Below are 26062 nucleotides of genomic sequence, written 5' to 3' on the forward strand. Positions count from 1 at the left end.
CATATCCTTCTTCGCTCCGGCGGTGCGCCGGAAGGGTCCCGCGATCCTGGCGCGGACCCTAGTTCGTCACGGCGTAGGCATCGTCGAAGCCGATGCCCTTGATCTTGTCGAGAAGCGCGGCCCGTTCCGAACGGGTTGCGGCCGGTCCGACGATCACGCGCCAGAAGGTCTTGCCCGCCGAGCTCTGCTCGAGCACCGTGGGCACCATGCCGGCGCGCCGCATCGCGGTGGCGGTGTTCTCGGCGTTCTGCTCGACGCTGAAGATGCCGATCTGGATGTAGGGTTTGTCGAGCGCGCTTGGCTGGACGGCGGCCGCGGCGGGTTTCGGCGCGGGCGCCGTGGCGGCCGGTGCGGGCGCGGCCGCGGTGTCGGTTCCGGCCTCGGCCTCGGCGGCGTCGATGGCCGCGGCGGCACCCGCGACGGGATCGAGCGTCGTGGTCTCGACCGCCTCGGGCGCGAGTTCCGCGGCGGCGGCATCGGGCGTGCCCGCCGCGTCGGGCTGTTCCTCGCGGCGCAGGGCGGTCACGTTGAGCCTGGCGGGGGCGCCGGCCAGCATTTCGAGCGCCGCGGCGGCATCCGACGAGACCTGGAGCACGGGGCCCGGATTGGCCCGCTCGCGCCGGAACAGCGCGCCGATCACGAATTTGCCGTTCGCGGTATTTCGGATGATGACGCGCTCGGGCTCCTTCACGTCGGGATGCGCGACCCAGACGCCGCCCAGCGACGGGCGACCGTCCCAGAGGCCCTGGTCCGTCACCTGGAACACATCGGGCGCCTCGACATCGCGCTCGACCAGCCGCACGGAGGACGCCGCCTCGGGCGCGCTTTCGGCCGTGTCGGGGCGTGCCTTGAACGGGTTCACGCCCCCTTCGCAGCCCGCAAGCGTCAGCCCGGCCACACCGGCCACGATCACCGCCCGTCCGCCGCGATGCACGCATCCCAGAAATTCAATCATGGCTCACCGCCCCTAGCCTGTCGCGGCGGGCGCAACGGCCCGCGTGCCTCGAGTCTCATGTCCTTGCCCCGTTACCGCCGGGATCGGTCACGCAAAAGGCGCGGTCGTTGCCGCGCGCGGGAAGTGTAGCGAATGCGGACCTGCGAGAAAAGTGCGCAAACGGCATTTCGGCGGATTTCCCCATGCGCGGGAGTTGGATTTGCCGTCTTTCAGAATCGTGACCGCCGGTGTAGGCCCCTTCGGGCCGGAGGAGTGGCAGAGTGGTCGAATGCACCGGTCTTGAAAACCGGCGTGGGTTCACGCCCACCGTGGGTTCGAATCCCACCTCCTCCGCCACCATCACCCTTTCGAACCTATTCAGGCCGCCCGGCCGAGGCGGATTTTCTTCTGTTTTCAAAGGGGTTTGCCGTGTGGGTGCGAACCGCTGAGACGGCGGCGCGCAGCGATTTCCGTCTCTGAATGGCCTTTAGTCTCTGGTCGGGCGAACCGCGCCGATTCCGGTTCGGTCGATATTTTTCTTGCCTTTCCAATGGCCTGACTCGCAACCCCGCCAAAACTGCGCGCCCTGTTTCCATCGCTATCGAGCGGAACGGAGATCGAACAAGCAGGAGGCGTAGCCGATGGGTGCGCTGGCAGAACGGCGCGTAGCGGTGGCGGATCAATCGGCTGCGGCCTTCGCGAAGCCATTGATGACAAACGCACATCGCGCCTCTAGCCTGGCGGCATGGCGAGTGGCCCCTGGACCGATGAAGAGAACGATCTGATCGTCGCGGATTACTTCGCGATGCTGGCTGATGCCATCTAACAGACGTTGATCTTGATCCTGCCCCACAATCCAAACTAGCCTCGACCGTAAGGAACGAGGTTGGTGATGAAGCGCATTCTTACAACAGGCATTTTCTGTCTCGCAGCATCGATGGCCGGTGCCGAGGTGCCACAGGAAGTTATTGATGAGTGCAACGAGGTGAACTCCGACTCATACAACAACATGCCAGAGTGCTTGAAGGAAGGCGTGGTCGCCTATGAGATGCTGCAAACGGCGATTCAGGATGAGTTCTACGGACCGAGCGCTCACCGCGTAATTGATGGATGCAGGGAACGCAATGAGACCTATGAAAAGGTTTGGATCTGCTTTGAGCAGTGCTGCCGAACAAGCCGCTGAAACACGAGGAATGATTGGCGTCGAAAACATGAAAGACGCGTGTTTTGCGTCGATATCTGACCCCAGCATCTACGACCGGATTGTGGAAGTGAACAAGAAAGCGCGCCGCAAACATATCGGCGAAGAGTATTTCTATGGCGGGCAGAGGTATTTTCCCTTCAAAGGTTGCCCCCAAGAAGTTCAGACAGCGCCGAAGCCCGCCAACTCAGGAAGCGATGGAAAAGATGATGGTTTGAGTGTGCAAGCCTGCTCCGTCTACCGAGACTTCGAACAAGTTCTTTCTACGAACAGTGCTGCTGACTTGGAGGCAGCCTTTTCTGCGGCAGAAGCGCTCCCCGAAGATGAGCGTTTGAGCAGTGTCTTGGCGCTTGGCGTGTCTCAGTCCTCTATCGATTTCTTACAGGCAGGGGATGAAAAGCAGGCGATGGGCACCGCTTTCATCCTCGCGGCACTCATGAACAAGCATCATCCGGATTTGCTAAAGAGGTTTATGGAAAGCGACGAAATGAACTCGAATCCAAACTTGGATGCTTTGGGAGATCAAATGATTGAGGGGTTTCTCAGTATGGCGCTGGAGGGGTATCAAGAGCAGTGCGCGAACTAGCGGGGATGCGAAGTCTCCCAAAATATTCGCTGCACGCTTGCTCCTGCCCAAACGCATGAAAATTCGGCACCTTCCTTCCGGCTGGTTCCGTCTTCTTGGGTTAAAACGGCGGCAAAGCTCGATCGAAATGCCAGCGCTCCGCGATTGGAAGCAATACTGAACCCGAACGGTTGGCTCAGTCGAACACCCGCGCCGGCTGCTCGTCCCACGGCATGGACGCAACAAAGCACAGGTCGTAGAGGCTGATCGCGCAGGGTTCGCGGCGCACGACCAGTCGCTCGAGAACCTCGGGCGCCAGCCAAGCGAGGCGCAGGAGGCGGCTGACATAGCGATCGGAGAGACCTTCTTCGGCGGCGAGATCGGCGATGGTGGTGATCTCGCCGCGCGCCATCCGCTGCCTCCACGCCCATGCTCGACCGATGGCGCGCAGCACGCGGGGATCCTGTCCCGGCGGCGGGTCCGACGCCTCTACGACCTTCGGCGGCAGGATGCGCGGCCGGCCGCCGCGTTTGCGGACCGTGAGCGGGATGTGGACGCGGATCGTGTCGTTTGCGGGCATCAGGCAGCGTCCTCCTGCGCGGGCGTCATCAGGCTCGCCAGCGCGCCGAGGCCGTCATGGCGGAGATCGATATCGAGCCCGTCCTCGCCCACGGTCACGCGCGCCACGAGCAGTTGGATGACGCGTGCCTGCTCGGCCGGGATCAGCGCCTCCCAGAGATCGTCGAACTGCGTGAGCGCCGCGGTCACGGTGCCCTCGTCTAGGTCGGGCCGCTCTTTCTTTAGCGTGCGGGCGGTGCGCGCGATGACCTCCGGCGTGCGCAGCCGCCGCCGGATCTCGCCGATGACCGCTTTCTCCACCATGGCCGTGGGGAGCCGCTGGGGCCCGCGCAGCTCGGCCGTCGGCCGTTTCTGGATCACATCCATCGACACGTAATAGCAGTACCGCCGGTTGCCCTTCTTCGTGTGGTGCGGGGTCATCGCGGCGCCGGTCTCGGTGAAGATCAGCCCGCGCAGCAGCGCCGGCTCGGTGCTCCGCGTGCGCCCGGCCCGCTGGTTGCGGTTGCCGGCCAGCACGGCATGGGCGGCATCCCACAGCTCCGCATCGACGATGGGCTCGTGCATGCCGGGATAGGTCTCGCCCTTGTGGGTGATCTCTCCACGGTAGATGCGGTTGTGCAGAAGCTTGTAGAGCGCCCCGCGGTCGATGGGCCGGCCGCGCTTCGACCGGATGCCGCGGGCGTTCAGCTCCCGGATAACGGCCGCAGTGGAATCGGACCGCGCGAAGAGTTCGAACATGGTCCGGACCTACGCCGCCTCGGCCTCGTTCACGATCAGCTTGCGGTCAACCACGTCGTAGCCGAGCGGCACGTAGCCGCCCATCCACATGCCCTTCTTCTTCGAGGCGGCGACCTTGTCGCGGATCCGCTCGCCGATCACCTCGCGTTCGAACTGGGCGAAGCTGAGCAGGATGTTCAGCGTCAGCCGACCCATGGACGTGGTCGTGTTGAAGGACTGCGTGACGGATACGAAGGTCACGCCGTGGCGGTCGAAGATCTCGACCAGCTTGGAGAAATCCATCAGCGCGCGGCTGAGACGGTCTATCTTGTAGACCACGACCACGTCGATCAGCCCGTCCTCGACATCGGCGATCAGCTGCTTGAGCGCAGGGCGGTCCAGTGTGCCGCCCGAGACGCCGCCGTCGTCGTAGCGTTCCCGCAGACAGGCCCACCCCTCCGCGCGTTGGCTGGCGATGAACGCCTCACAGGCCTCGCGCTGCGCGTCGAGGCTGTTGAACTCCATGTCGAGCCCTTCCTCGCTCGACTTCCGGGTGTAGACGGCGCAGCGAAGGCGTCGCGCCGGTTCGGTCTGGGACTTTCTGGTCATCGGGCGCCTCCGGTCTGGTCGAGGCCGAAGAAGCGCCAGCCATTCCAGTGCGCCCCGGTGATCGCACGGACCGCGGCCGACAGAGACTTGAAACGCCGGCCCTGCCATTCGAAGCCATCCGCCAGAACGGTGACCATGTGCTCTTCGCCGCCCCACTCGCGGACGAGCTTTGTGCCGGGCGCCGGCTTGCGCGGGTCCGCCACCATGCCGCCCAGCTTGCCGCTCATGACCTCGGCGGCCAGCGCATCGAGCGTCCGGCGCGTCTCCCGGCGCAGCCCGCCATGGGCCAGTTCCTGGATGCGGTAGCCAAGCCTAAGCTCAAGGTTGCCGCGGCTGGCATTCGGCGCGCGTTCCCCGAAGATGGCCTGCCACTTCTCCTGGAGCTCGGGCACCGTCATCGCCTTCAGCGCCGCCAGTTCGGCCAGGACGTCGATCCCCGCCGTCTGGTGCGTGCGCGCGGCCTTCGCGCCTGATTTCCTTGTAGTTTTTCTCATGCGTCGTCTCCAACTCGGTTGCGAACCTGTCTCCGACGACGGCGTCTGAGTGCGAGAATGTCCAGCGAACTGTCTCCGTCGAGCGGCGAATTCTCGTTCGTTGCCAGTGGGTTGGTGCGCGTGATGGCGCCGGCGAGGATGGCGGCCAGTTCTGCCAGCCGCTCATCGGTGGTAAGAGTGTCGGCGTGCGGCGCGAAGATGATGTCGTTGGGCATGGGGAGCGAACCTCCTGAGGCGGTTTGCTCCGTGTTCGCCGCGCGCGGCGAGGGATTTCAAGTGAAAACAACAGGTTGTCGTAATAGAAGGAAGTTGATCGAAGCTAGAAGCTTGCTCATGGCCTGGATTTACAGACTCAGTCGACAACGAGCACATCCGGATAGAATCTCAACAAGTCTTGATACTTCGAGAAGTGCTCCGCAATTTGGGCGCGGCTCATCGTGCCGTCGAAAGGATCAAAAGGCAAATCGCTGGCCAGCTTTTCCGGACGTAGAGACGGCACGAGTCGTGCTACCAAATCGCGTTCTCGCGACGTCAGAGCGGCAATCTTGATCGGATGAATTTCAGACCATGTAGAAGAAAGAAGCGACCAGGCACGAAGCTTTCCCAGTTCGATCGGCCTTTCCGGATCGCCTTTGTCAACAATCATCGATGCCGCGAACATCTGCTGACCATCAGCATACCTTACCAACGAAAGCGGTCGAACAGTTTCGTTGCCCAGAGCGTCAGCAGCAGCCGCACGAATGATCCGCGCCAAAAGTGCTGGGAATCCGATCTCAGTTAAATCTACCGGCTTGGCGTCCTCGGGAATGTATTGTCCGACTTCGCTCTCAAGCCAAGCGAAGCGACGAGCGAGCTTTTCCGCTTTTGATAGTTTGTCAGACCCGCCTTTGATAGCTCGTTCGTTGGCATTCAACGTAATCCGAATTATATCCCCGTGGTCGCATGCGGCGAGGAGCCGTACGAACTCCTCCACATTCTGACCAAGCTCACCGGGCCTCGTATAATCCAACCAGACAATCTGCCCTTCCCAGTCCAAGATCCCCGCCCTTCGATAAGCGTATGCTGGATCAGATACGAACTCCTCTGTAGTCAGTTCGGCGCACTTACAATCTGGAATCGGCTTGTTGAACTTCTGACGGGCTACCGTCTTCGGGTCTTCGTCGAAACAGAAAAGGCGCTTTATTCCCAGAACCCGATGCACACGGTGATGATCGGCCATGGGGTAGCCCCCCATGGAGGCATAGACGTAATCGTCGAGTCTTCGCACGCGCTCCAAGCGCCGAAGGAGCTCCACAAAAAAGCTCCGATCGGCCATCTTGGCTGTGCGGAGGTGGTAAGGAATGGACGCGCCGCCGCTCATGGGCCCTTGTACCCTGCGGTTTCCAAGGCGAATTCAAAAGCTGAGCGACCGACTTCGTTGTCAGTAAGGCCGTCGTCCTCGAAGAAGTCTTTCAATGCGCCAATCTCTCCGCGTGAGGCTTCAAAGGTCACGCGCGGATTGCGCTTCTTCTTGACTGGCCTCGGAAGGTCAGGCGTAAGGACTTGAAAACCCTTTAGAGTACCCCTTTGGACGCTGGTCAGACCATCGAAGGAACGCAGCTCGGCCAACGTCCGTTTTGGTGCATCTTCCAGAATTTCACGTCGATCTTCATCTGTCTTGTATGCGTTGGTGAAAGCAGTCAGCTTTTTTGTAGCATCTCGCATGATGTCGAGTGTGCGGGCGTAAACAGCCGATGAACCATCTAGCCCCCGCTTGGTCGTCGTGAGGGGCAACTTCTCTACGTCGTCGGCATAAAGTAGCGCTATTCCTGCAATGACTGAGTATTGACCATGATATTGGGCTACGCCGCCCGTTCCCCATCCGGTCAAGAAAGTACGATCACGCGAGACAACGACACGATCATTGCAGGCAATTGTCCAGCCAGCGAGGGACCTCTCCGCGTGTTCGTTTTCTGCCTCTTCAATCTCTTTCGCATTTAAGGGCTTTCGAAGTAAGCCCGCTACTATATGAACTGATACTCCATCAACCTCGCCGCGATAGATAAAAGGCTGAACCCCGCCCCCGCCGAGGTCGCCTGTAACTGCAAGCGCGAACTCAGCGGACCGAATGGGTTCTGAAGAAATGCCGTCGGCGATGACACTAACCTCAAAACCCTTCGAAATTATAAGCGCGTAGTGATTTGCGATGTACCTTTTGAATTTCTCGATCCAATCCTTTGAGCTCAGGTCTCGTTTTACGGTTTCATAGAGCTCACCAACGGACACGGTCGTACCTGAAGGTGAGTCGCTATCGGGCGCGTATTCAGCTAGCTCAAGTGGCTGCCAATCGTCAGAGCTCAGCCATTGGTCGTCGATTACCACCTGAAAGGGGTCTTCGCCGTTCGAGTTAATCTTTGCGTTGCGACCGAGCTTAAAAATAGCGCGCTTCATGCCAATTCCGTAAACTCCTACGGTCTTGCCATCTGCATCTGTATGGTCTTTTCCCGGTGGGCGTCCTAGCCGAAACGCGCGATGTCTTGCTGTGCCAATAGGGATGCCTCCGCAGTTGTCCTCTAAGGAAAACCAATCAGCCGACAGAGTGAGTTTTGCCCAGTATCCATCATATGGGCGCTCCGGATCACCCTTTGCTTCCCCGCTACGAACTGCACCGTCGATACAATTGTCGAGAAGATCGAGTATCGCATCCCGGAGATCGATGTCTCGCGTAAGCATAGATACGAAGAAGGATTTCGATGGCTTTGTTTCTGCCTCTCGCTTCTCCGTCATGTGCGAACTCCCCTTGGTCCATTAGTTATTTCACGAAGGATGTCGGATATGGTTTGGGAATCCTTCGTCTGACACTCCCATATTGTTTCAACGCGCCAACCGTTTGCCTCAAGCTTAGCCCGGTTTCTTCGATCACGTTCAGTGTTTTGAGAGAACTTTTTTGCCCAATAGTCGGTTCGCGATTTCGGCATGGTTGCTTTTTTGCATCCAATGTGCCGATGCCAAAAGCATCCATGGACGAAAAGGACTAGTCTATATTTTGGAAATACAAGGTCCGGCGTCCCTGGCAGATCCCTCCGGTGAAGTCGAAACCGAAGGCCCAACTTATGTGCGATGCTTCGGACAATCATCTCGGGGCCAGTGTTTTTGCTTCGAACATTAGCCATGAGGGCAGATCGACGTTCAGGTGAGATGCGGTCCATATTATTCTGCGGCCACGCTTGAGCTTCCCTGGTTAAATGTCGCCTGGCCAATTGAGCGGAGTACCGCGGCAGCCATCGGGGGCGGCACGCTGTTTCCAATCATTCTGAAACTATGCCAGATCGTACGATGGAAACGGTGCCGGTCAGGGAAGCCTTGGAGTCTCGCAGCTTCTCTCACAGTAATTACTCTGGGCTGTTCAGGGTGGAGTGGCCGCACAGACTGATAGGATCCACGATCTGACCCAGTGCCTGCGCGGAGAGTTGGGCACAATCCATCCCAACTCAGTCTCTGGTGCCTGCCTACGGGGTCCGTTCTTCCTGGTTCAATTCCGGCGAAGCGCGTTTGAACTTTAGGTGAATGTGCAGTTCGTAGATTTCCTGTTGAAAGGTTGCCTTCTGCGCGAAGATCTGCCGCGTAGGCACTTGGAGGGGAATCATCAACAATCTCGAAAGTGTCGAAGCCCTCATTGTCTAAGCCAAGAGGACGGATGGACATGAGATCTTGAATCGCATCCCGGACGGTCACGCTTTGGGAACACTTGCAGATGCCCTGTAACGGAGGGTCGCAATGTTCCCTCAAGAATCCAATTACAAAGCAACGACGCCGGCTCGTTGGCAGGCCGAAATCTGCCGAGTGGAGGATTTGCGGGCCCACAATATCGTAGGAGTCTGGCAGCCTACCTATTCCGGCTTCTAGAACGCTGGCGGCATTGCCCTGCGTTAGGCCGACCACGTTTTCCATCACAAAAAAGGAAGGTCGCACCTCTGCGACTATGCGGAAAAAGTGCTCCACAAGCCGACTTCGTGGGTCAGCAGCATCGCGCTTACCGATCGAACTGAAGCCTTGGCAGGGCGGCCCTCCTATTATCCCATCAATACGTTGGCCAGCGAAAGACTTCAGATCACTGCCCGACAAAGAGGCTATGTCCGCGAGCAACAGGCGCCCGTTTGGAAAGTTGTGTTTGTATGAGGATGTGAGAACCTGATCGACATCAACTGATGCCGCAACTTGGAATCCAGCTTGCTGAGCACCAAGCGAGAAGCCTCCCGTTCCACAGAACAAGTCGACAACCCTCATGGGGCATTCCAAGTCAGGTCATTCCGGTGCTGGTTCTGTCGGCGCATGAACGAATTTCCTCAACATCTCGCACCGAGAAGATGCGCCAACCATTTCTGTCCCGTCGCGGTTCGGACACTCTGCCATCGCGAAGCCACCTGTGCAGCGTCGCCTTCGAAACGCCAACTTGCGCCGCAACTTCGCCGATCGAGAAAACCTTCTCGCCTGCAACGCTTCTCGGCATGAATTGGCTCCCAGAGCGTATGTTCGACTATACTTGACCATAGTTGCCAAGGGGCGTCAATCTCTGCGCCGACCGCATGAATACGACGAAAGTGATTTTTCGGATCGACGAGGGGCGCGTGGGCCCAGTTGAAGAGCAAGTCTCTTATGGCACACCCCTGCGCTGAGTCGGCATCGTCAAGCTCCCTGAACGCGATCACCTCAGATCTCCCGCGCGAACCAACGGATGCGGCCGACGATGTGGATTTCGTCGGCCGTTCGCTCGTAGGGGCTGTAGAAGCCGTTGTCCGAGATGACTCGGACCGCGGGCGGGTCGCTGTTCGGGATGTGCTCGAGCCGCTTGGCCACCAGCCCCATGCCGTCGGAGATCGATTTCGTCGGTATCGACAACTACATGCCGCTCTCCGACTGGCGGGACGGGTTCGAGCACGCCGACGCGGCCGAGGACTGGCCCGCGATCTACGACCGGGCCTACCTGCAGGCTAACATCGCAGGTGGCGAGGGCTTCGACTGGTTCTATGCCAGCGCGGCCCACCGCTCGGCGCAGGTCCGCACCGCGATCACGGACGGCGCCTCGGGCAAGCCGTGGGTCTTCCGCTACAAGGATCTACGCAGCTGGTGGTCGAACCAGCATTACGATCGCCCGGGCGGGGTGGAGAGCGGGACGCCGACCGCATGGGTGCCCGAGTCCAAGCCGATCTGGTTCACCGAGCTCGGCTGCCCCGCCATCGACCGTGGAACGAACCAGCCCAACGTCTTTTTCGATCCGAAATCCTCCGAGAGCTTCGTGCCGTACTTCTCCCGCGGCTGGCGGGACGACGCGATCCAGCGGGCATATCTCGAGACGACGTATCTGTTCTGGGGCGAGACCGCGAACAACCCGGTCTCGTCGGTCTACGGCGGCCGGATGGTGCATGTGCCCGAATGCGCCGCCTGGACTTGGGACGCGCGGCCTTACCCGTTCTTCCCTGCGCTCACGGATGTCTGGACGGACGGCGGGAACTGGCGGCTCGGACACTGGCTGACTGGGCGTCTCGGCGCGGTGTCGCTGGCCGCACTGGTCCGGCACCTTTGCCTGCGCGCGGGGCTACCCGAGGACCGCATCGACGTCACCGGGCTTTGGGGCGCGGTCGAAGGTTACGCCATCACAGCGCTGGAAAGCCCGCGCGCGTCGATCGCCACGCTGGCCCGGCATTTCGGCTTCGACGCGGTCGAGACCGAGGGCGTGATCCGGTTCGTGATGCGTGGCCGGGCGGCAGTGGCGAGCGTCTCACCGGAGGACCTGGTCGCCGCTCGAGAAGGCGAAGTCGTGGAACTCACCCGCGGTCAGGAGACCGAACTGCCGCAGGCCCTGAAGTGGCAGGTCGCCCGCGCCGACGAGGACTACGAGGCCGCGCAGGTCGAGGCCCGCCGCATCACCGTCGACACCACCCGGATCCCGTCCGAACCCTTCCCCATGGCGGTGCCGCCCGAGGAAGCCGAGCGCTGCTGCCGCCGTGCGCTGATGGAAGCGTGGGTGGGGCGCGAAACGGCGGCGTTCCGTCTGCCGCCGTCGCGCCTCGCGCTCGATCCGGCCGACGCGATCCGGCTGGAGCATGACGGGCGGCTGGTCGACCTGCGGCTCGTCTCCATCGCCGACGCCGAGGCGCGCGGGATCGAGGCGGTGCGCCAGGACCGGGAGGCCTACGACCTGCCGCCGGGAGCCCCGCGGCCCTCGGCGCTGTCGCAGGTGGTGGTGTTCGGCCCGCCCGAGGCGGTGCTGCTCGACCTGCCGCAGCTCACCGAGGACCAGCCGGCGCATCGGCCCGTCGCTGCCGCCCATGCAACACCATGGCCGGGCGCGATGGCGGTGTTCCGCAGCCCCTCGGCGGACGGCTTCGAGCTGCTCACCAGCTTCGGAACGCGCGCAAGGATCGGGACGCTTGTCTCCGACTTCTACGCCGGACCGACCTCGCGCTTCGACCTGGGCAACGTGCTTGTGGTCGATCTGCTCACCGGGACACTGGAAAGCGTGACCGACTTGAGCCTCTTCGGCGGTGCCAACGCGCTAGCGATCGAGGGCGCGCCCGGCACCTGGGAGATCGTCCAGGCAGGCGCGGCCGAACTGGTTGCCCCGGGCCGGTACCGGTTGACGCGGCTGCTGCGCGGCCAGCGGGGCACGGAAGGCAGCATGGGCAATCCGGCGCTAGAGGGCGCGCGGGTGGTGGTGCTGGGCGACAGCCTCGCCTCGCTGCCCATTGCAGAGGCGGACCTCGGCATCCCGTGGAACTGGCGCATCGGCCCCGCGAGCCGTCCGGTCAGCGACAAGACCTATGTGGCAAAAGCCTTCACGCCTACGGGTGTCGGGCTGCGGCCATTCTCTGTCGCGCATGTCGCGCAGCCGTGGCGCAGGCCGCGTACTGTCGGCGATCTGACGATCCGCTGGACGCGCCGGTCCCGCGCGCTCGCAGCGGACAGCTGGGGCGGGCTGGAGGTGCCGCTGGGAGAAGAACAGGAAGGCTACGATGTCGAGATCCTCGACGGCGCGAGCGTGAAGCGCATGCTGACTGCGACCACCACCAGCGCGGTCTACACCGCCGCCCAGCAGACCGCCGGCTGGGGCGCGCCGCTCGGGCCCGGCGACACGCTCGACGTCCGCATCTACCAGCTCTCCGCCCTCGTCGGGCGGGGCGCGCCCAAGACCGTCACGCTCACGCTCTGAAAGCCAACCCATGTCCGACGCCACGACCCATCTCCTGTTGCCCTACATCCTCGCGGCACAGGCCCAGAAGCATGTCACCCACAACGAGGCGCTGCGGATCCTCGACGGGCTCGTCCAGCTCTCGGTTATCGACCGCAACCTGACCGCGCCGCCTCCCAGCCCCGCCGATGGCGACCGCTACATCGTCGCCTCGGGTGCGACGGGCGACTGGGCGGGCTGGGATCTGAACGTCGCGCTCTGGACCGACGGGGTGTGGCTGCGCCTTCCGCCGCGCACCGGCTGGCGTGTGTGGGTCGAGGACGAGGGGCTGCTGCTGGTCTACGACGGCACGGGCTGGGTCGGGACAACCCCGGACACGCTGCAGAACCTCGCGCTGCTTGGGCTGGGCACGACGGCGGATGCGTCGAACCCGTTCTCGGCCAAGCTCAATGCCGCGCTCTGGACCGCGAAGACCGTCGCCGAGGGCGGCACCGGTGACCTTTTCTACACCATGAACAAGGAGGCGGCAGGCGACGATCTCGGGCTGACGCTGCAAACCGGCTTCGTGACCAAGGCCCTCGTCGGCCTCTTCGGGTCGGACCGCTTCCGGCTCGCGGTCTCCGCCGACGGCAGCGCCTTCTTCGACGGGCTCAGCGTCGACAACACCACTGGCATCGTCGACCAGCCCCGGCTGCCGCGGTTCAAGGCGTACACGAACTACGACAACTATGTCGGCGTCGGGACCTGGACGAAGATCGGCCTCAACAACACTAACTACAATGACCAAGGGGCCTTCGACGCTGCGAACAACCACTTCGTGGCGCCCGCAGACGGCACATACCTCTTAGGCGCGACGCTGATGTACAAGGTCAACGCTAGCACGTCGGCGCGGATGAGCGGGCGGCTCGCTTTGAACGGCACGACCGAGATCCGCGGTTCGCGCGGCGAGATAAGCGGCGCGCATTTCTCCGAGTCCACGGCGCTCTGGCTACAAACGATGATCGCGCTCACCGCCGGCGATACAGTCGAGCTGCAGGGTAACTTCCGCGCCGCGGATGGCTATTTCGCAGCCGATCAGACCTCGTTCTGGGGCTGCAAGGTCGGTTGAGCGTGCGTCCAAGTTAAGGGGCATCTCATTGCGGCTACGCGTCTCTGGCGCCGATTTCGATGTCGTCTTTCTCGGATCGCAGCCATGCCGACAGGCTGTCTAACGACGCGACAATTTGATCCGGTTTCCGAAGCGCGCACTCCCACACGGTTGCAACGCGCCAGCCGTCGTTCAGAAGCTTCCCGCGAACCGCTGCGTCCCGAGCGACATTCGCGGTGAACTTGGCCTGCCAGAACGCCTGGCGGGTCGATGGTGTGGTGGTGTAGCGGCACCCCTCGTGACGATGCCAGAAACAACCATGTACGAAGACGACGGCGCCATACTTCGGCAGAACGAGGTCCGGTCGACCGTGGACCGTCTTCGAATGGAGCCGGAATCGGAAACCGCGCGCGTGCAACGCCCGTCTCAGCGCTAGCTCGGGCTTCGTGTCCTTCCCCCGGATCCCAGACATCATTCGGGAGCGGGTCTGCTGATCCACAATATCTGTCACATGCGTCCTGGTTTTTGTCCCTGAACCTGGTATACACCGGCTGAATGAAGTTCGTCAGGAGCCTGATTTGCCTTCGACTTTCGGCATCGTCGATCTGTTTGCCGGCCCCGGCGGACTTGGCGAGGGGTTTGCATCCCTTGTCGAGGAGAGCCACGCGCCGTTCAGGATCGGAATTTCGGTCGAAAAGGAGGCTTCGGCGCAGCGCACTCTGACGCTGCGCGCGTTTCTGCGCGAGTACCGGTCGCGTCATGGCAGCTTGCCGCAGCAGTTCATCGATTTCCATGCGGGTCAAACTTCTGAACCGGACTGGGCGGAAGTCGACGCGTCTGCTTGGCGGTTGGCCACCGAGGAGGCCCGCGGTCTCGAACTTGGCACCGAGGCCGCAGCAACGGCGATCGATGCCGCCATCGAAAAACTGAAGTCGGGGTACGACGACACGATCCTGATCGGCGGCCCGCCGTGTCAGGCCTACTCCCTCGTGGGTCGGGCTCGCTCGAGGGGCAAGGTCGGGTATGTGCCTGAGGAAGATGAACGGCACTACCTGTTTCGCGAGTACATCAGGGTGCTCGACAGGCTTCGGCCGGCAGCCTTCGTGATGGAGAACGTCAAGGGCATGTTGTCCTCGACGGTCGAGAGCAGGCTCGTGTTCGAGATGCTGATGGAGGACCTCACCTCCTTGGGGAGTGGTCATGGCCATCAATACGAACTCCGTGCCATTCGGGTTGAAGGCGGGCAGGTCAACCTGAGGGAGGCGGTGCGACCTTCGGACTTCGTCGTGCGCGCCGAAGAGTTCGGGGTTCCGCAGCGGCGTCACCGGGTGATCCTCGTCGGGATCAGGTCTGATCTGGCTGGCAAGGCGGCGGGCGCCAGCATGGCCGTTTCCGAGCGGACGCGGACGGTCAGTGACGCTATTGGCACGATGCCGTGCTTGCGCAGTGGCATCAGTCGAGGGGCGGATAGCGCGGCAGACTGGCGGCAGGAGGTTGTCGAAGCCGCGAGACTGCTGGCGCGCATTTACCCCGAGAAGGAGAGCGAAGCGCTCCGGAAGGCATTCTCTTCCGTTGCAAGGCGCATGGCGAAGGAAGCCCCGGTCAGTCGGAAGGACACGCGACTTTCTGACGGCTACGGGAGTTCAAACGATGAACTGCTGAACTGGCTAGAGCGTCCGGACCTTCGCGCAATCGCCCAGCACGAGACGCGGGGACACATGGCGTCTGATCTTGGCCGCTACCTGTTCGCCTCCGTGTTCGGGGCTGTCCGCGGCTATAGCCCAAAGGCCGCCGATTTTCCTCTCGTGTTAAGCCCGGATCATCGCAACTGGCACAGCGGGGTGTTCAATGACCGGTTCCGGGTCCAGCTGGCCGATGAGGCCTCAACCACTGTCACGAGCCACATTTCGAAGGATGGTCATTACTTCATCCATCCCGATCCTCTGCAGTGCCGCAGCCTGACGGTGCGCGAAGCTGCGCGACTTCAGACATTCCCCGACGACTACCTGTTCATGGGCAACCGGACCCAGCAGTACGTCCAGGTCGGGAACGCCGTGCCGCCGTTTCTGGCACGCCAGATTGCAGGGCTGGTCCTGAGCGCGCTGGCTTGAGGGCAGGATGCTCAAGCATCCGGCAATCCCTCCGACAACCACTTCGCCTCCGTTGGCGATGACACGACGCACAGATATGCCCGCGCCCTCGAGAAAGCGACATAGGCAAGTTCGCGTCGGTCCATCTCGTCGCCGCTGACGATCAGCACTATTGCAGGTCGTTCGAGCCCCTTGAATCGGCGCACGGTGTCCACGACCACGTCCTCGAGTGCCATGATCTCGGCATCGGTAAGCGGAATGCTGGTCCCGCTGCTTCTCTCGAGGAAGCTCGCCCGGGCGGCAGGGCCGTTGACGAGCACAGCTATGTCACCGGGGGCTACTTCCTCGTTGAGAACGAGCCTTCGAAGCTCCCGGTACGCCGCCTCGACCTTCGCGTCCGGACTCTCTGCGCTGACCCACGACACTTCCAGGCCATCGGGCCCGTCCGCGACAATGTCTGGTCCCGAATAGTGCACCGATGCAGCCTTATGGATGTTCTTCGTATTCCTAAGGTTTCGGGAAAGGCGAACCGGAACCACGCTTAGATCGCGAGCGCCATCGCCAGCACTCTCGTAGACCCGTTGATTGCTGTCCATGAATACGCGGATACGTCCATCGGGCAAAAGGCATGCATCCAGTGCGATCCACCAGTCGTCGCGGAAATCCTGACCTTCGTCGACGATGACGGTGTCCCATCGGAGTGCAGGCTGAGCCTCCATCGCGCGATAGAGAGCATTCGGAAGCGCGCTCTCGTAGAGTTCCCTTTCGCTGATCCCGGAAGGCGCCGAGATGCCTGTCTGCCGTGAGATCCGCCCGCACAGTGCATGAAATCCGGCAACGGTGAGGTTCTCGACGTTCTTCAGCTTTCGTTCGAGATTCCTTGCCAGCGGACGACTGTGACAGGTCAGGAGGGTCTTTCGCCCGGCCTCCGCGGATCTGAGCGCTTCCTCGATCGCTACAACCGTTTTACCAGTACCTGCACCACCCCGAACAAGTGCTCGCGGGATATCGGCGATCATGTCGAGGATCTGGTACTGGGACGGCTCAAGGACGCGAAACTCCGTATCGGCTTCAGCCAGCGCGGCCCCAATCCGGAAGCTCAGCGTAAAAGGATGCGCGAGAAGGCGTTCCAGCGCAGCAATGCCATCACGCCCGAGCGGCTCGCAGTTGTCGGGGCGCTGGCCAGCCTTGAGACGCTCGGAAATCCATGCGTCAAGCCCAGCGTGAAACTGCCGTGAACAGCAGAAGATCCGGGTCGGCCGATCCGCGCCAAGATTGCCGGGAGGCGCGCCGGCGCTTGGGAAGATCACCCCGTGAGCAGCATGAACAAAGCGGCTTCGCCACCTCGGTGAATCATTCAGCCGTTTCAGGATCTCATGTTTCGCGCTGCGCGCTTGTGCAACAGGATCCTTGATCTTGTGGACGAACCTGCCGTGATCCGTGCTGCGCCATTGGCCGTCTCTCGGGTCAAACGAGATTTCCCTGCCGCCTTTCACCTCGATTGCGAGGATGCCGTGCTCGGGATGTGCGATCAGAAAATCGCATTCGCCATCCTTCTCGTTTCCGAGCCTGTCGGTGCCCAGCCAAGGGCTCGAGTAGAAGACATGGAAGCTGTCGTCGAGCACCTCGGCGAGGCGATCGTAGACGCGAACCTCTGCCTTTCGCCTCGGATCGTCGAGGACCGAACGAGGAAGTTTTTTGGGCCAGAGCACTGCCATCAGCTTCTCCGAAGCATCTCTTCAAAGTAGCCGAGACCCGAGCCCGTCCCGTCGCCGGTGAGGAGCGCACGGTCGAGGAAGCTGTTGAACGCTTCACACGACGTCTCCGGGACAAAACAGCAGGCGTGGCACACCGAATGGGAGTAGCTTTTCTCGGCTCCCATCATGTCGGTGATGCAGAGCGGGTCCGAAGAGCACCATTCGATCGCATCGATTGCACGTTGGAGGATGCCTGCAATGCGCCCCGCCTTCCCCTGACGTTCAAGCCCACCGAGCGTCCCATCCGAGTCCGGGGTCGCGGTATAGATGAGAAGTCCCGCCATCTGCTCCTCGCCAGTACCGGCATAGATCCTCTCCTGGAGAGATGCCGAGGAGTAGCCGCATTCGAGGGTAAGCTGACGCATGAGAGCGTGCGCGAGGGTGTGGCAGAGCATGTATCGCGGGGTGATCGCCTGAGGTGGCTTGGCGTCTTCTCCGTACCGTTCCTTCCAGTCGGCCTGATGCCGCGTCTCGCACTCGGAAACGCGCGCCACGACGTCTGGTCGGTTTTCCCAGCTTGACAGGCGCTCCTCGTTCAGAGCGAGAAAGATGCCCTCGCCGCGAACCTCGATGGCTGGTAGCCATTCAAGCGGCTCCTTGGAGAGACGAGCCACCTCTGGCGAGTCTGGATCGCCTGGTGGGTTGATGCGGGTGAATCCCTTGATGGCTCGCACCTCTCTTAGCCGGACAGCCCTCACGACCCTTGCAATCCACGGGGCGATTTCCGCGGCGACCGCCTCCCGGCGTGTCTCGAAGTCGATGTCGGGGGTTCGACTGCGACCGGGTTCCGTGACGAACTGTCGATACTCTGCTGGTCTCAGATCATCGGTCCGCAGCTGTCCGTAAGACGTCAGGCGGGCACGGATCGCTTCCGCCAGTTCGGCAGGGGACATTTCGAGTTCCTTTAGAACGCTCTCAAGGTCGCCCTTCGCAAGGAAGTCGATGTATTCCTCGAGCTTCGACAGGTCGTCGAGGTTCGTCAGAGAACTCCACCAGTCACCAAGCACCTCCTGAAGGCGGTCTGACCAAGGTGGAATGCTCAGCGCTGACTCCGTCACGGCGAAATACAGGTTCGACGCTCCTCGTTGAACGGCGTACTGCTCCTTGCCGCAGTTCTCATTGCCATCGGCCAGCCATGGTCGATGGCCGCGGCATTTGGGGCCGCGTTCCCACGTCTTCTTGGAAAAAACGCCATCCATAGATCGGCGTGCGCCGCACTTCGAGCAGCTGAGGATCAGACCGGCGAGGCCTGGTCTCTCTGACCGCAGGACAAGCCCCGGATGGCGATCCGTGTTTTCCCGTTTAGCGACTGAGCACTCCGGCTTGTGTCCGACCCACCAGTCCCACGGAAACTCGTCAACATGCCCATGCTTGCATGCCATGACGAAGCGAACAGGAATGACAAAGACCTTGCTGTCGCCATGGGCCTTTTCGGTGCACGTCGGGCAGTAACGGTAGGCCTTTCCCGGGTCGTTCTTCCATCGGCGCTCCGGCTTTATGACATCGCAGCTGGGGCATTGCAGCCATTTCGGGAAGCGCACGGCAACCAGACGCCGGGTATCCGGATCGTCATCCTTTCCCCGCTCCAGCGTCACAGGGGGCGTTCTGAATCCCTTGACGCGGAGCTTTTTCTGGAGGCGCGTCTCGCGGATGACCTGCGGGTGCGCCAGTCCCGCCGGAGGGAAGGACTGATCCCATTCCTCGAGCCCTGCAGCGATGCCAGAGACGGCTCCTCCACCTGCTCTGAAGTCCACGACGGAACCGGGACCAAAGGTAGAAACGACTGCGCTTCGCCGCAGCTCCTGCAACTCATTCTTCATGCGTATCGTCCTTTGCCCTCAGTACTGGGGCCATCCTGAATGGGGTTCCGGCTTCGACGGTCCGCATGGAGTTGAGGGTAGGCCAGGCGGCGCCAGCATCGCGGCCGGCAGCTCGACGAGCGGCAGCGCGCTCTGCGCTCTGCAGAAGGGATTTCCCTCCCTTGTAGTCGCTCCAGTAGACCGTCGGCGATCTTGCTCGCCATATATCGAGGCGCCGTTCGAGTTCATCCCGCACGGCCGTCTCTTCCGGATCGATGCGTTTTGCCCGCTCTACAAGGAGGTCGATGAGATCCATTGCCTCGTCTTCCGCCTCGTCTTCCATTCGAGGGGAGTCTAGCATGTCCGGAACCAGATGGCGTACTGCCGCCACAAGAGCGGCATGCAGCGCCCTGTCGCGAGCACGCGAGGCGAAGGGTGTGACGCTTGTCGCCTCAACGTCCCTGTACAATGTGCGGTGCCAGCTGCAGAACGTCTCGAAATGCGAGCGATCCCTTGCCTTGGCGTTGTTTAGGACCGAAACGACCAAGCCGCTCACGTCACCGCGCCCGACGCGGCTCGTTGACTGGATGTACTCTGCGATCGTCTTTGGTTGCCCGTTGACGAGCATCAGTCCCAGTCGGGAGATGTCGACGCCGACACTCACCATGTTAGTCGCAAGCACCGCATCGACTGCGCCAGGAGCCCCAACCTTGATATCGAGAAGATCGAGCATCTCGCGGATCTCCTCCTGCGTCCGGCGAGAGGTGAGTTCTTCGACGTTGCTCAGAGGGCGCTTCTCTTCCGAGCGAGCGTTCGCGTAGAGCGCGATACTGTCGGTGACGTCATCCTGCATCAGTACAAGGGCGCCGCCGAGCTCCCGAAGGGAGTTGAAGTAGCCGACAAGTGTCCAGTAGGCGTCCCGACGGACATCGTCGCTAAACGCTCCGAAGACAGTCTGCAGCAGGGAGCCAGCCACTGCCTGAAGGGTGAACTTCGCGGATCGGCCCGCTGTCGTGACCCCGAGATATCGCCGTCCTTTGGCGCTGGGGCGGCGGTCGCGCACCGCAAACCCTGAATCGTCATGGTCGATGGCCGGCGGCGGAAACTGGAACGCCTCGCGATCGAAAAGCGCCAGAACCTGTTCCGGCGCCCTGCGGATCGTAGCCGTCGAGCCGATGACCTTGGCGCGATGTCCGCGCGCGGCGAACATCAGGTCGAAAGCGGACTCATAGACGCCAGCAATTGTCCCAAGCGGACCCGAAATGAGATGAAGCTCGTCCTGGATGATCAGGTCAGGAGGGGACCCTTCCGAGACGGCAAACAGGCTGTTGGTTCGCTTTTCTCGGACCACCTGCGCGAACTTGTCTGCCGTTCCAATGATCAGCGTCGGGCGGATGTCGTAGACATCATCGTCGACGGTATGGACCGGAAGCAGCCCGCACATCGCGCATTCGGGGTTCTCGCACGAAACCTCCACACGCGATGTCGGGCTTGCTATCGACCAGTTCAGCTTCGAATCGCAGGCAGGGCAACGCGCGAGTTGCTTTGGCGAAGCCACCTCCTGCGAACGCTGGACGATGGAAGCGTAAGCGGCGGTCCGCTTGTTGGGGGTGGCATCACCACCAACCCACAGGCCTATCGAGAAAGGCTCTCCGCCCTGAAGCGGCAGTCCCTCGGGTGCGGCTACCCGACCAGTGCGGATGGCCTCAAGGGCCACGATCATTGCGGCGGAACGCGCAAACTGCTGGGTTGTAAGAAGACGAAGGGTGTAGCGCATTAGGGCGCAAACGCCGCTGTGGTCGTCCGCATTGTCTGAGAGGCGGCGGTAGACGGCGATGCACGCGATCAGCGCCAGATAAGCCTCGGTCTTACCGCCACCCGTCGGGAACCAGAGCAGGTCCATGACTCCTCGGTGTTCGTGATCCCGGATCACCGACGACGGTGCGCTCAGAAGCAGAAAGCCCAGCTGGAACGGGCGCCAGCGGAGGGAGCCGTGACGGCTCTTCGACTTGTCCCACGAGTGCTGCAGGTGCATGGCGAAGTTTGCCAGCTGGAACGCTCTCCGCAGCCTCGGGTTGGCGCCGAGTTCATCAACCGAGGCTCGCATGCGATCCAGAGCCTTGTCGCACTGGATGAGATGTTCCTCGGCAACATGCTTCAATGCAGGGGCGACGTCCCCGGCATCTTCCAGCCGCTTCCTCTGCGTCTCGATCCACCGTGCATAAGCGTCGCAGAAGGTGACAAGTCCGTTCCTAAGGGTCGTCGGGTCGGCAGAGGCCAGCGCCTCGGCCAGGAGGGGGTCGAAGGTCCCGCGCTCACTCCCCAGCTCGGCGAAATATGGATGACCATTGGGATCCACGCCCTCGACAATGGCCGAGGGTAGCCATGTTGCTGCAACCCATAGAGCATGGGGGCGTGAGCCTGCTGAAGCCTCTGCCTCTTCCCACTCGGCCGAACAGACGTGGCCGACGGCAAACTCTGCGACGTTCCTGTAGAGAAGCGCTCCGCTTTCTTCGTCTGTCAAAGTGTCCGTTTCGCCGCCAGTCGTCGGTCTATCCGGAGCTGTACGCCTTGCAGGTTTCGGGACCAGAAGAGTACCGACGCAGGGTTCTATGCGGAGCGAGGTCTGAAAAAGAGATGCCGCCTCGATCTCGTTTCGGTCTTGTTCCGGCACCATCGAATTGACCAGAGCAAGGGTTACCAGGACCGTATCCGCAGCCTTGATGCATCTGACACTAAGGGAAACGTCGGGAAGACCTTCGCTGTGTTCGGCGAGCCGGATCTCGCGCGTCGGGCCGGGCGATAATTCGAGGGCTGCAATCTCGACACTGTGAGATTGCCGAGTCCATACGTCGCCATCGTCGCGTTTCTCGGCCCGATAGGTCCCAAAGCTGCAGACGACGCGTACCTGCGCGATACCGTCCGCCTTTGCGCTGAAGGATATGCCAGCGACGGACGGTTTCTGGACCGATCCGGTCCGGACCGCATCGCTTTCGCCATTGCTCTCCTCCGCGGCGCTCGCACCTGCTGTGCCGAGGCGATCGTCATCCTCACCCGACATGCTAGTTCGCTGGGGCCAGAGGATGCCGGTCAGGTAGACATCGGAAGGCCGGGCTGGAAGTTCCTCGTCTTCGGCGCGGGGGCCGACAAGGTCTTGGGCGAGCCTGAGCGCAACGACGTCTCTGTCCTCTGATCTGTCCTGCATCGATATTACTTTCGTTGAGTCTTGTAAGTTGGGAAAGCCGCAAGCCTTGGCTTGAGAATAAATCCAGTAGACGCCCATGGCTCATGTAAAGATGCAACTGTTTCATCTTCCGGCGAGAGCACAATCGATGAACAGCCTTGCGCCCGGACACTTTCGATTAACTCAGGGGCATTGTATGCTTTACTGCTAGTGGTGCAGGATAGTTCCCGGACATCTCGTGAGAAGTTGTCCGACATCATGCCAACGCACCTAGCGGTATCATCAGTGTCAATACCATATTTGAAGCCCACGCCTTGTCGGCGAGAAAGGCGGAAAACCATGACGGATTGCGCCGAGGCAGCTAGGTATTTTTGAGCGGCTGACGCTTCAGCGCGTTGAAACCCTTGCATTCCGACAAGCCCACTCACCTCAATGTCGCCGTTTCGACCGACTTCAATTGAAACCCGCTGCTCAGAAAAATTCTGACTGGAATGGAAATTACGCCCCGAATATAGCTTTTGAGCCCAAGAATGTTCTCGTGGCACTACGTATAGCTCCTTGCGCGCACGCGTCGCACCGACAAAAAGAACGCGCGCCTCTTCCACGACGTCCTCCACGGAGCGCAATTTGCGTGCCGTTGGCATCATGAGAATTACTACGTCGGCCTCGCGTCCCTTGCTGGCGTGGATCGTACTTAACGTGAAGCCTTCCAGTCCAAATTCAGTTTCAGCGATTTCAATGGGAGGACGCCTTCCTGCCAACCGGCGCCTTAGCTGAAGAATGTCTACTACATCGCCACGCCGACCCGCCAACTTCAGCAGTGCATCCCAAGCGAGAAGCCACCCCTCTCTGGCAGAACTCTCCTCGCCAATATTGCCGCGCCAAAGCTCAGAAAACCTCTCCCGAGAGACAAATGGCTCTCGAAAATCCGAGAAGCATAGAGCCAGCCAAGCGGGTAATCCCGGCTCATACCCCGTCAAACGAAGCCTGTGCGCATCCATCTGCCCTTGCGAGAACTCAAGGACATCCGCCCGGTTTCGAAATAGAACCAAGAGGTCCTGCGGCGCATCCTTTGGATATTGCTTGAGGAAGCTTTCAATGTCACCGGCGGACAGGTTTTCGATTGCACCCGCTACCCACTCGCGGAGCTCCATCACTTGGTGCTCCGGCTTCATCAATTCCGTCCGCAATTCGGAGTAGATTGTCTTGAGTTGCGGGGTTGACGTTCTGTGAACTTCACTCAGAGATAGCACAGAAAAGTGACCGCAGACACCTGCGCGAACACGAACCAGCAGAGAGCTGTCCGTCTCCAAGTTATTGCGTCTAGATTTTCTTTTTGAGAACCCATATATTGCTTGGGCTTCGTCCGCGAATACCGTTACGCCGCAATCAGGCGGGAGAAGCTTGATCATCGTTGCGATAAGCTCTGCACGACGGCCCTCAATGTCCTGCGCCTCATCAATAACTACATACTCAAGTCTCGACTGTTCCTCGGCCACGTCTTCATCAGTTTTCATTAATGAAATAACGCGATCAATGTTATCATCATAGGACTGCGTCACGCGAGCATTTGGATCGTGGCCTGATCTGATTGTCCAAGCGTGTGAGTCAATAGTTGCATTGCGAACAGCATATGAAGCCTCTCCGACATACGAATACAAGCGTTTTCGTATTTCTGCCGCCGCTGCTCGCGTGAAGCTGATCATCAATATGTTGCTTGGCTCAATATCTTCATTTGCGATCAGGTGTGCAAGGCGAGCGCAAGCAACAGCAGTCTTGCCTGTCCCTGGGCCTGCTTCAACGACCAAGCGAGCACCACTGCTTTCAGTGATTACACGCAACTGATCGGCGTCCCATTCTGTGATCAGATGGCTTGCTTCGGGGGGCTTTTGTTCGTTCAATATTGCTTCTCACTCGTAAACTCGCCTCGCAATTGCGTTCGACGGCCCGTGTAGTTTGTTCGTCGGTCAGGGTTTTTCGCTACTGCCTCCGACGAAAAAAGAAGAAGGGGGGGAACGCCGCGATCCTCGGTGCGAGCACGAAGCCCGATGAGGCCCACGGTTCATTAAGTGTCTCGAGGTCGCTGTCATCGGGACCCAGCACGATTGTCGCGCTGCCCTGACCCCGGACATGGTTCACGTAGCCAGGCGGCTTGTGGCTGTGCCTCTGCTTTCTTTTGTCGAGTATCTCCCACAGGTCAAATGTCAGACTACGCGACATGACCCCAACACAGGGACCTCCGTCGCCGACCCGGATCCTGTAGCGCCAGTCGAGTTCGGGATCTGCTTCCAGCTTGTAAGACGTGACCACATCCGCAGCTTTCGCGAGGAAAGCCTGACCGGTTTTCGCGTCGGCCGCACTGAACTCGCTGCGGCCAACAAGCCCGCGAGCGGTGATGTCGCCATCGCGACCGACTTCAACCATCGTGGACTTGCCGTTCCTCGCAGACCTATGAACTCGGCCCGATGCGAGCGTTGACGCTCGAAAAGCGTTGCTTTCCCCGACGATAAGGGACGTACGCGCGCGTGTGGCGCCGACGAAAAGGACTCTTGCTTCCTCGGCCTCGTCCTCGATCGCCTCGAATTCTGCGCCGTTTGGAAGCAGCAACACGACGTTGCTCGCCTCACGCCCCTTGCTGGCGTGGATCGTTCCGACGATCGGTCCCTGAAGGCCATACTCGGGGAGGGTCAGTTCCACCGGAGGACGGGCCTGGCCCAGCCGCCTTCTAAGCTTCTGCATGTCGACAGAGCCATCTCTGCGCCCTGCAACGCGCAAGAGGTGCTGCCATGCGTCGGCCGGCCCATAGTGCGGCGCAGCCTTGTTTTCGATCCGCGTAGCCCAGAGATCGAGGAAATGCCGCTCGGCCAAGTACGGCTCGACGAAATCCGAGAAGCAGATTGCGAGCCACGCCGGGAGCGTCGCTCCGTATCCCGACAGGCGCAGCCGATGAGGGAGGTCACAGAACTGTGCCGCCATCAGCACTTCGCCGCGGGTTCTGAAGAGCAGAAGATCGTCTCTTGAAAAGTCGGCGACCTTCATCTCGGTCCACTTCAAGCCCTTCCTGTCCGCAAACTCCCGGATTCTTTCCGCCGTCTCGGCGTGAAAGCCGTCGCGATGCCTGTTCTTGTCGAGGACATCCTTGCGCAGGTCGGAGAAGATCTTTTTCAGTCCCGGCGAGGACGTGCGATAAATCTCCTTCAGGATCAGCGACTCGAAGCCCAGAGATCTTTGTGCGCGTAGCCTTTCGAGAAGCGTCCTCCCGGGCTCGGCAGCGCCGCCCTTGCGATTTCCGAGGCTGTCGTCCGAAAACCCATAGATGGCTTGGGCCTCGTCAGCGAAGACTGTGACACCACAATCAGACTGCAATCTCTTCAACAGTTCTTCGATCAGGTCTGCCCGCTGTCCTACGAGGTCCTGTGCCTCGTCAATTACGACATGCTCGACCTGTGACAGTTCATCGGCCACATCCTCGTCAGACTTCAGGAGATCGATGATCCGGGCGATGTTCTCCTCATAGGACCCGGTCAGCCTCGCATTCGGATCGTGCCCGGAGTGGATGGACCATGCGTGAGAGTCGATCGTCGCTATCCTGATCGCAAAGGAGGCGTCGCCGACGTAGGAATGCAGCCGCGCACGAATTTCTGCTACTGCGGTCCGGGTAAAGCTGATCATCCAGGTATTGCTCGGCTCGACATCCTCCTCACTGATCAGGTGAGCAAGGCGCGCGCAGGCGACGGCAGTCTTGCCGGTTCCGGGGCCCGCTTCGACAACAAACCTGGCATCTGCTTCAGCCTCGATCACTTTAAGCTGTTCAGCGTCCCAATCAGCATCCAGAGCCGCCTGATTGACAATGTTCATGCTGACAAAATCCCTGCTTG

General features: G+C 60.9%; 21 protein-coding genes, 1 tRNA gene and 1 pseudogene. 6 read left to right on the forward strand and 17 right to left on the reverse strand.

Annotated features, from left to right (window positions below; genetic code table 11):
• Nucleotides 1-58 precede the first annotated feature (58 nt).
• Nucleotides 59-955 (reverse strand): SPOR domain-containing protein, encoded by an 897-nt coding sequence (locus K1T73_RS12790; RefSeq protein WP_220601073.1) that lies wholly within the window; start codon nt 953-955, stop codon nt 59-61.
• 246 nt (nt 956-1201) lie between these two features.
• Between K1T73_RS12790 and K1T73_RS12795 the strand changes: the two genes are divergently transcribed.
• The 3 genes from K1T73_RS12795 to K1T73_RS12805 all read left to right on the forward strand — a co-directional run bounded on the left by K1T73_RS12795 (nt 1202) and on the right by K1T73_RS12805 (nt 2721).
• Nucleotides 1202-1291, forward strand: a tRNA-Ser gene (locus tag K1T73_RS12795).
• Between the two features lie 535 nt (nt 1292-1826).
• Nucleotides 1827-2117, forward strand: coding sequence for a hypothetical protein (locus tag K1T73_RS12800; protein WP_220601074.1), 291 nt, complete (start codon nt 1827-1829; stop codon nt 2115-2117).
• Complete coding sequence (locus K1T73_RS12805; RefSeq protein WP_220601075.1) at nt 2089-2721, forward strand: hypothetical protein; 633 nt, start codon at nt 2089-2091, stop codon at nt 2719-2721. Before K1T73_RS12800 ends, K1T73_RS12805 begins: the two co-directional genes overlap by 29 nt.
• A gap of 175 nt (nt 2722-2896) precedes the next feature.
• On the opposite strand, the gene K1T73_RS12810 is transcribed toward K1T73_RS12805, so the two are convergent.
• The 10 genes from K1T73_RS12810 to K1T73_RS18080 all read right to left on the reverse strand — a co-directional run bounded on the left by K1T73_RS12810 (nt 2897) and on the right by K1T73_RS18080 (nt 9588).
• Complete coding sequence (locus K1T73_RS12810) at nt 2897-3280, reverse strand: hypothetical protein (protein WP_220601076.1); 384 nt, start codon at nt 3278-3280, stop codon at nt 2897-2899.
• Complete coding sequence (locus K1T73_RS18020) at nt 3280-4017, reverse strand: recombinase family protein (RefSeq protein ID WP_310794393.1); 738 nt, start codon at nt 4015-4017, stop codon at nt 3280-3282. Before K1T73_RS18020 ends, K1T73_RS12810 begins: the two co-directional genes overlap by 1 nt.
• Before the next feature lie 9 nt (nt 4018-4026).
• A complete protein-coding gene (locus K1T73_RS18025; protein WP_310794394.1) occupies nt 4027-4605 on the reverse strand; it encodes a recombinase family protein in 579 nt (192 codons plus the stop codon).
• Nucleotides 4602-5099 carry a DUF2924 domain-containing protein gene (locus K1T73_RS12820; protein ID WP_220601077.1) on the reverse strand — a complete coding sequence of 166 codons (498 nt, stop codon included), beginning with the start codon at nt 5097-5099 and terminating at the stop codon, nt 4602-4604. The genes K1T73_RS18025 and K1T73_RS12820 overlap by 4 nt, the downstream gene beginning before the upstream one ends.
• Nucleotides 5096-5314: a hypothetical protein gene (locus K1T73_RS12825; RefSeq protein WP_220601078.1), complete on the reverse strand. Its 219-nt coding sequence runs from the start codon at nt 5312-5314 to the stop codon at nt 5096-5098. The genes K1T73_RS12820 and K1T73_RS12825 overlap by 4 nt, the downstream gene beginning before the upstream one ends.
• A 137-nt stretch (nt 5315-5451) precedes the next feature.
• Complete coding sequence (locus tag K1T73_RS12830; RefSeq protein ID WP_220601079.1) at nt 5452-6459, reverse strand: O-methyltransferase; 1008 nt, start codon at nt 6457-6459, stop codon at nt 5452-5454.
• The gene (locus tag K1T73_RS12835; RefSeq protein ID WP_220601080.1) at nt 6456-7865 is read right to left on the reverse strand and encodes an ATP-binding protein; all 1410 of its coding nucleotides are present in this window, start codon (nt 7863-7865) and stop codon (nt 6456-6458) included. The genes K1T73_RS12830 and K1T73_RS12835 overlap by 4 nt, the downstream gene beginning before the upstream one ends.
• Complete coding sequence (locus K1T73_RS12840) at nt 7862-8287, reverse strand: very short patch repair endonuclease (protein ID WP_220601081.1); 426 nt, start codon at nt 8285-8287, stop codon at nt 7862-7864. The genes K1T73_RS12835 and K1T73_RS12840 overlap by 4 nt, the downstream gene beginning before the upstream one ends.
• 1 nt (nt 8288) lies before the next feature.
• Nucleotides 8289-9365 (reverse strand): DNA cytosine methyltransferase, encoded by a 1077-nt coding sequence (locus K1T73_RS18075; protein WP_220601082.1) that lies wholly within the window; start codon nt 9363-9365, stop codon nt 8289-8291.
• A gap of 13 nt (nt 9366-9378) precedes the next feature.
• Nucleotides 9379-9588 (reverse strand): MerR family transcriptional regulator, encoded by a 210-nt coding sequence (locus K1T73_RS18080; RefSeq protein ID WP_220601083.1) that lies wholly within the window; start codon nt 9586-9588, stop codon nt 9379-9381.
• Nucleotides 9589-9948: 360 nt separating this feature from the next.
• Here K1T73_RS18080 and K1T73_RS12855 point away from each other — a divergent pair.
• A pseudogene (locus K1T73_RS12855) lies at nt 9949-12288 on the forward strand (glycoside hydrolase/phage tail family protein); the annotation flags it as partial.
• A gap of 10 nt (nt 12289-12298) precedes the next feature.
• Nucleotides 12299-13375, forward strand: a complete 1077-nt coding sequence (locus K1T73_RS12860) for a DUF2793 domain-containing protein (RefSeq protein ID WP_220601084.1) — start codon at nt 12299-12301, stop codon at nt 13373-13375.
• 34 nt (nt 13376-13409) lie between these two features.
• Here the strand turns inward: K1T73_RS12860 and K1T73_RS12865 are convergent, their stop codons facing one another.
• Complete coding sequence (locus K1T73_RS12865) at nt 13410-13865, reverse strand: very short patch repair endonuclease (RefSeq protein ID WP_220601085.1); 456 nt, start codon at nt 13863-13865, stop codon at nt 13410-13412.
• Between the two features lie 67 nt (nt 13866-13932).
• On the opposite strand from K1T73_RS12865, the gene K1T73_RS12870 reads away from it, so the two are divergent.
• Nucleotides 13933-15465 (forward strand): DNA cytosine methyltransferase, encoded by a 1533-nt coding sequence (locus K1T73_RS12870; RefSeq protein ID WP_220601086.1) that lies wholly within the window; start codon nt 13933-13935, stop codon nt 15463-15465.
• An 11-nt stretch (nt 15466-15476) separates the two neighbouring features.
• Here K1T73_RS12870 and K1T73_RS12875 read toward each other — a convergent pair whose 3' ends face one another.
• The 5 genes from K1T73_RS12875 to K1T73_RS12895 form a co-directional block, all read right to left on the reverse strand.
• Nucleotides 15477-17162 (reverse strand): nuclease-related domain-containing DEAD/DEAH box helicase, encoded by a 1686-nt coding sequence (locus tag K1T73_RS12875; RefSeq protein WP_220601087.1) that lies wholly within the window; start codon nt 17160-17162, stop codon nt 15477-15479.
• The gene (gene drmB, locus K1T73_RS12880) at nt 17162-19021 is read right to left on the reverse strand and encodes a DrmB family protein (protein ID WP_220601088.1); all 1860 of its coding nucleotides are present in this window, start codon (nt 19019-19021) and stop codon (nt 17162-17164) included. The genes K1T73_RS12875 and drmB overlap by 1 nt, the downstream gene beginning before the upstream one ends.
• On the reverse strand, nt 19011-22283 hold the full coding sequence (locus K1T73_RS12885) for a helicase-related protein (protein WP_259400247.1): 3273 nt from the start codon (nt 22281-22283) through the stop codon (nt 19011-19013). The genes drmB and K1T73_RS12885 overlap by 11 nt, the downstream gene beginning before the upstream one ends.
• Complete coding sequence (locus K1T73_RS12890; RefSeq protein WP_220601089.1) at nt 22211-24085, reverse strand: ATP-dependent helicase; 1875 nt, start codon at nt 24083-24085, stop codon at nt 22211-22213. The genes K1T73_RS12885 and K1T73_RS12890 overlap by 73 nt, the downstream gene beginning before the upstream one ends.
• 79 nt (nt 24086-24164) lie before the next feature.
• Nucleotides 24165-26042, reverse strand: coding sequence for a UvrD-helicase domain-containing protein (locus K1T73_RS12895; protein WP_220601090.1), 1878 nt, complete (start codon nt 26040-26042; stop codon nt 24165-24167).
• Nucleotides 26043-26062: the final 20 nt, after the last annotated feature.

Origin of the sequence: Roseovarius sp. SCSIO 43702 (genome assembly GCF_019599045.1) — a bacterium.
Taxonomy (GTDB): Bacteria; Pseudomonadota; Alphaproteobacteria; order Rhodobacterales; family Rhodobacteraceae; genus Roseovarius.

Excerpts from the sequence above, each read along its gene's own strand:
- K1T73_RS12790 (WP_220601073.1), bottom strand. The coding sequence starts at position 955 with ATGATTGAATTTCTGGGATGCGTGCATCGCGGCGGACGGGCGGTGATC.
- K1T73_RS12800 (WP_220601074.1), top strand. The coding sequence starts at position 1,827 with ATGAAGCGCATTCTTACAACAGGCATTTTCTGTCTCGCAGCATCGATG.
- K1T73_RS12810 (WP_220601076.1), bottom strand. The coding sequence starts at position 3,280 with ATGCCCGCAAACGACACGATCCGCGTCCACATCCCGCTCACGGTCCGC.
- K1T73_RS18020 (WP_310794393.1), bottom strand. The coding sequence starts at position 4,017 with ATGTTCGAACTCTTCGCGCGGTCCGATTCCACTGCGGCCGTTATCCGG.
- K1T73_RS18025 (WP_310794394.1), bottom strand. The coding sequence starts at position 4,605 with ATGACCAGAAAGTCCCAGACCGAACCGGCGCGACGCCTTCGCTGCGCC.
- K1T73_RS12820 (WP_220601077.1), bottom strand. The coding sequence starts at position 5,099 with ATGAGAAAAACTACAAGGAAATCAGGCGCGAAGGCCGCGCGCACGCAC.
- K1T73_RS12825 (WP_220601078.1), bottom strand. The coding sequence starts at position 5,314 with ATGCCCAACGACATCATCTTCGCGCCGCACGCCGACACTCTTACCACC.
- K1T73_RS12830 (WP_220601079.1), bottom strand. The coding sequence starts at position 6,459 with ATGAGCGGCGGCGCGTCCATTCCTTACCACCTCCGCACAGCCAAGATG.
- K1T73_RS12835 (WP_220601080.1), bottom strand. The coding sequence starts at position 7,865 with ATGACGGAGAAGCGAGAGGCAGAAACAAAGCCATCGAAATCCTTCTTC.
- K1T73_RS12840 (WP_220601081.1), bottom strand. The coding sequence starts at position 8,287 with ATGGACCGCATCTCACCTGAACGTCGATCTGCCCTCATGGCTAATGTT.
- K1T73_RS18075 (WP_220601082.1), bottom strand. The coding sequence starts at position 9,365 with ATGAGGGTTGTCGACTTGTTCTGTGGAACGGGAGGCTTCTCGCTTGGT.
- K1T73_RS18080 (WP_220601083.1), bottom strand. The coding sequence starts at position 9,588 with ATGCCGAGAAGCGTTGCAGGCGAGAAGGTTTTCTCGATCGGCGAAGTT.
- K1T73_RS12860 (WP_220601084.1), top strand. The coding sequence starts at position 12,299 with ATGTCCGACGCCACGACCCATCTCCTGTTGCCCTACATCCTCGCGGCA.
- K1T73_RS12875 (WP_220601087.1), bottom strand. The coding sequence starts at position 17,162 with ATGGCAGTGCTCTGGCCCAAAAAACTTCCTCGTTCGGTCCTCGACGAT.
- drmB (WP_220601088.1), bottom strand. The coding sequence starts at position 19,021 with ATGAAGAATGAGTTGCAGGAGCTGCGGCGAAGCGCAGTCGTTTCTACC.
- K1T73_RS12885 (WP_259400247.1), bottom strand. The coding sequence starts at position 22,283 with ATGGGCGTCTACTGGATTTATTCTCAAGCCAAGGCTTGCGGCTTTCCC.
- K1T73_RS12895 (WP_220601090.1), bottom strand. The coding sequence starts at position 26,042 with ATGAACATTGTCAATCAGGCGGCTCTGGATGCTGATTGGGACGCTGAA.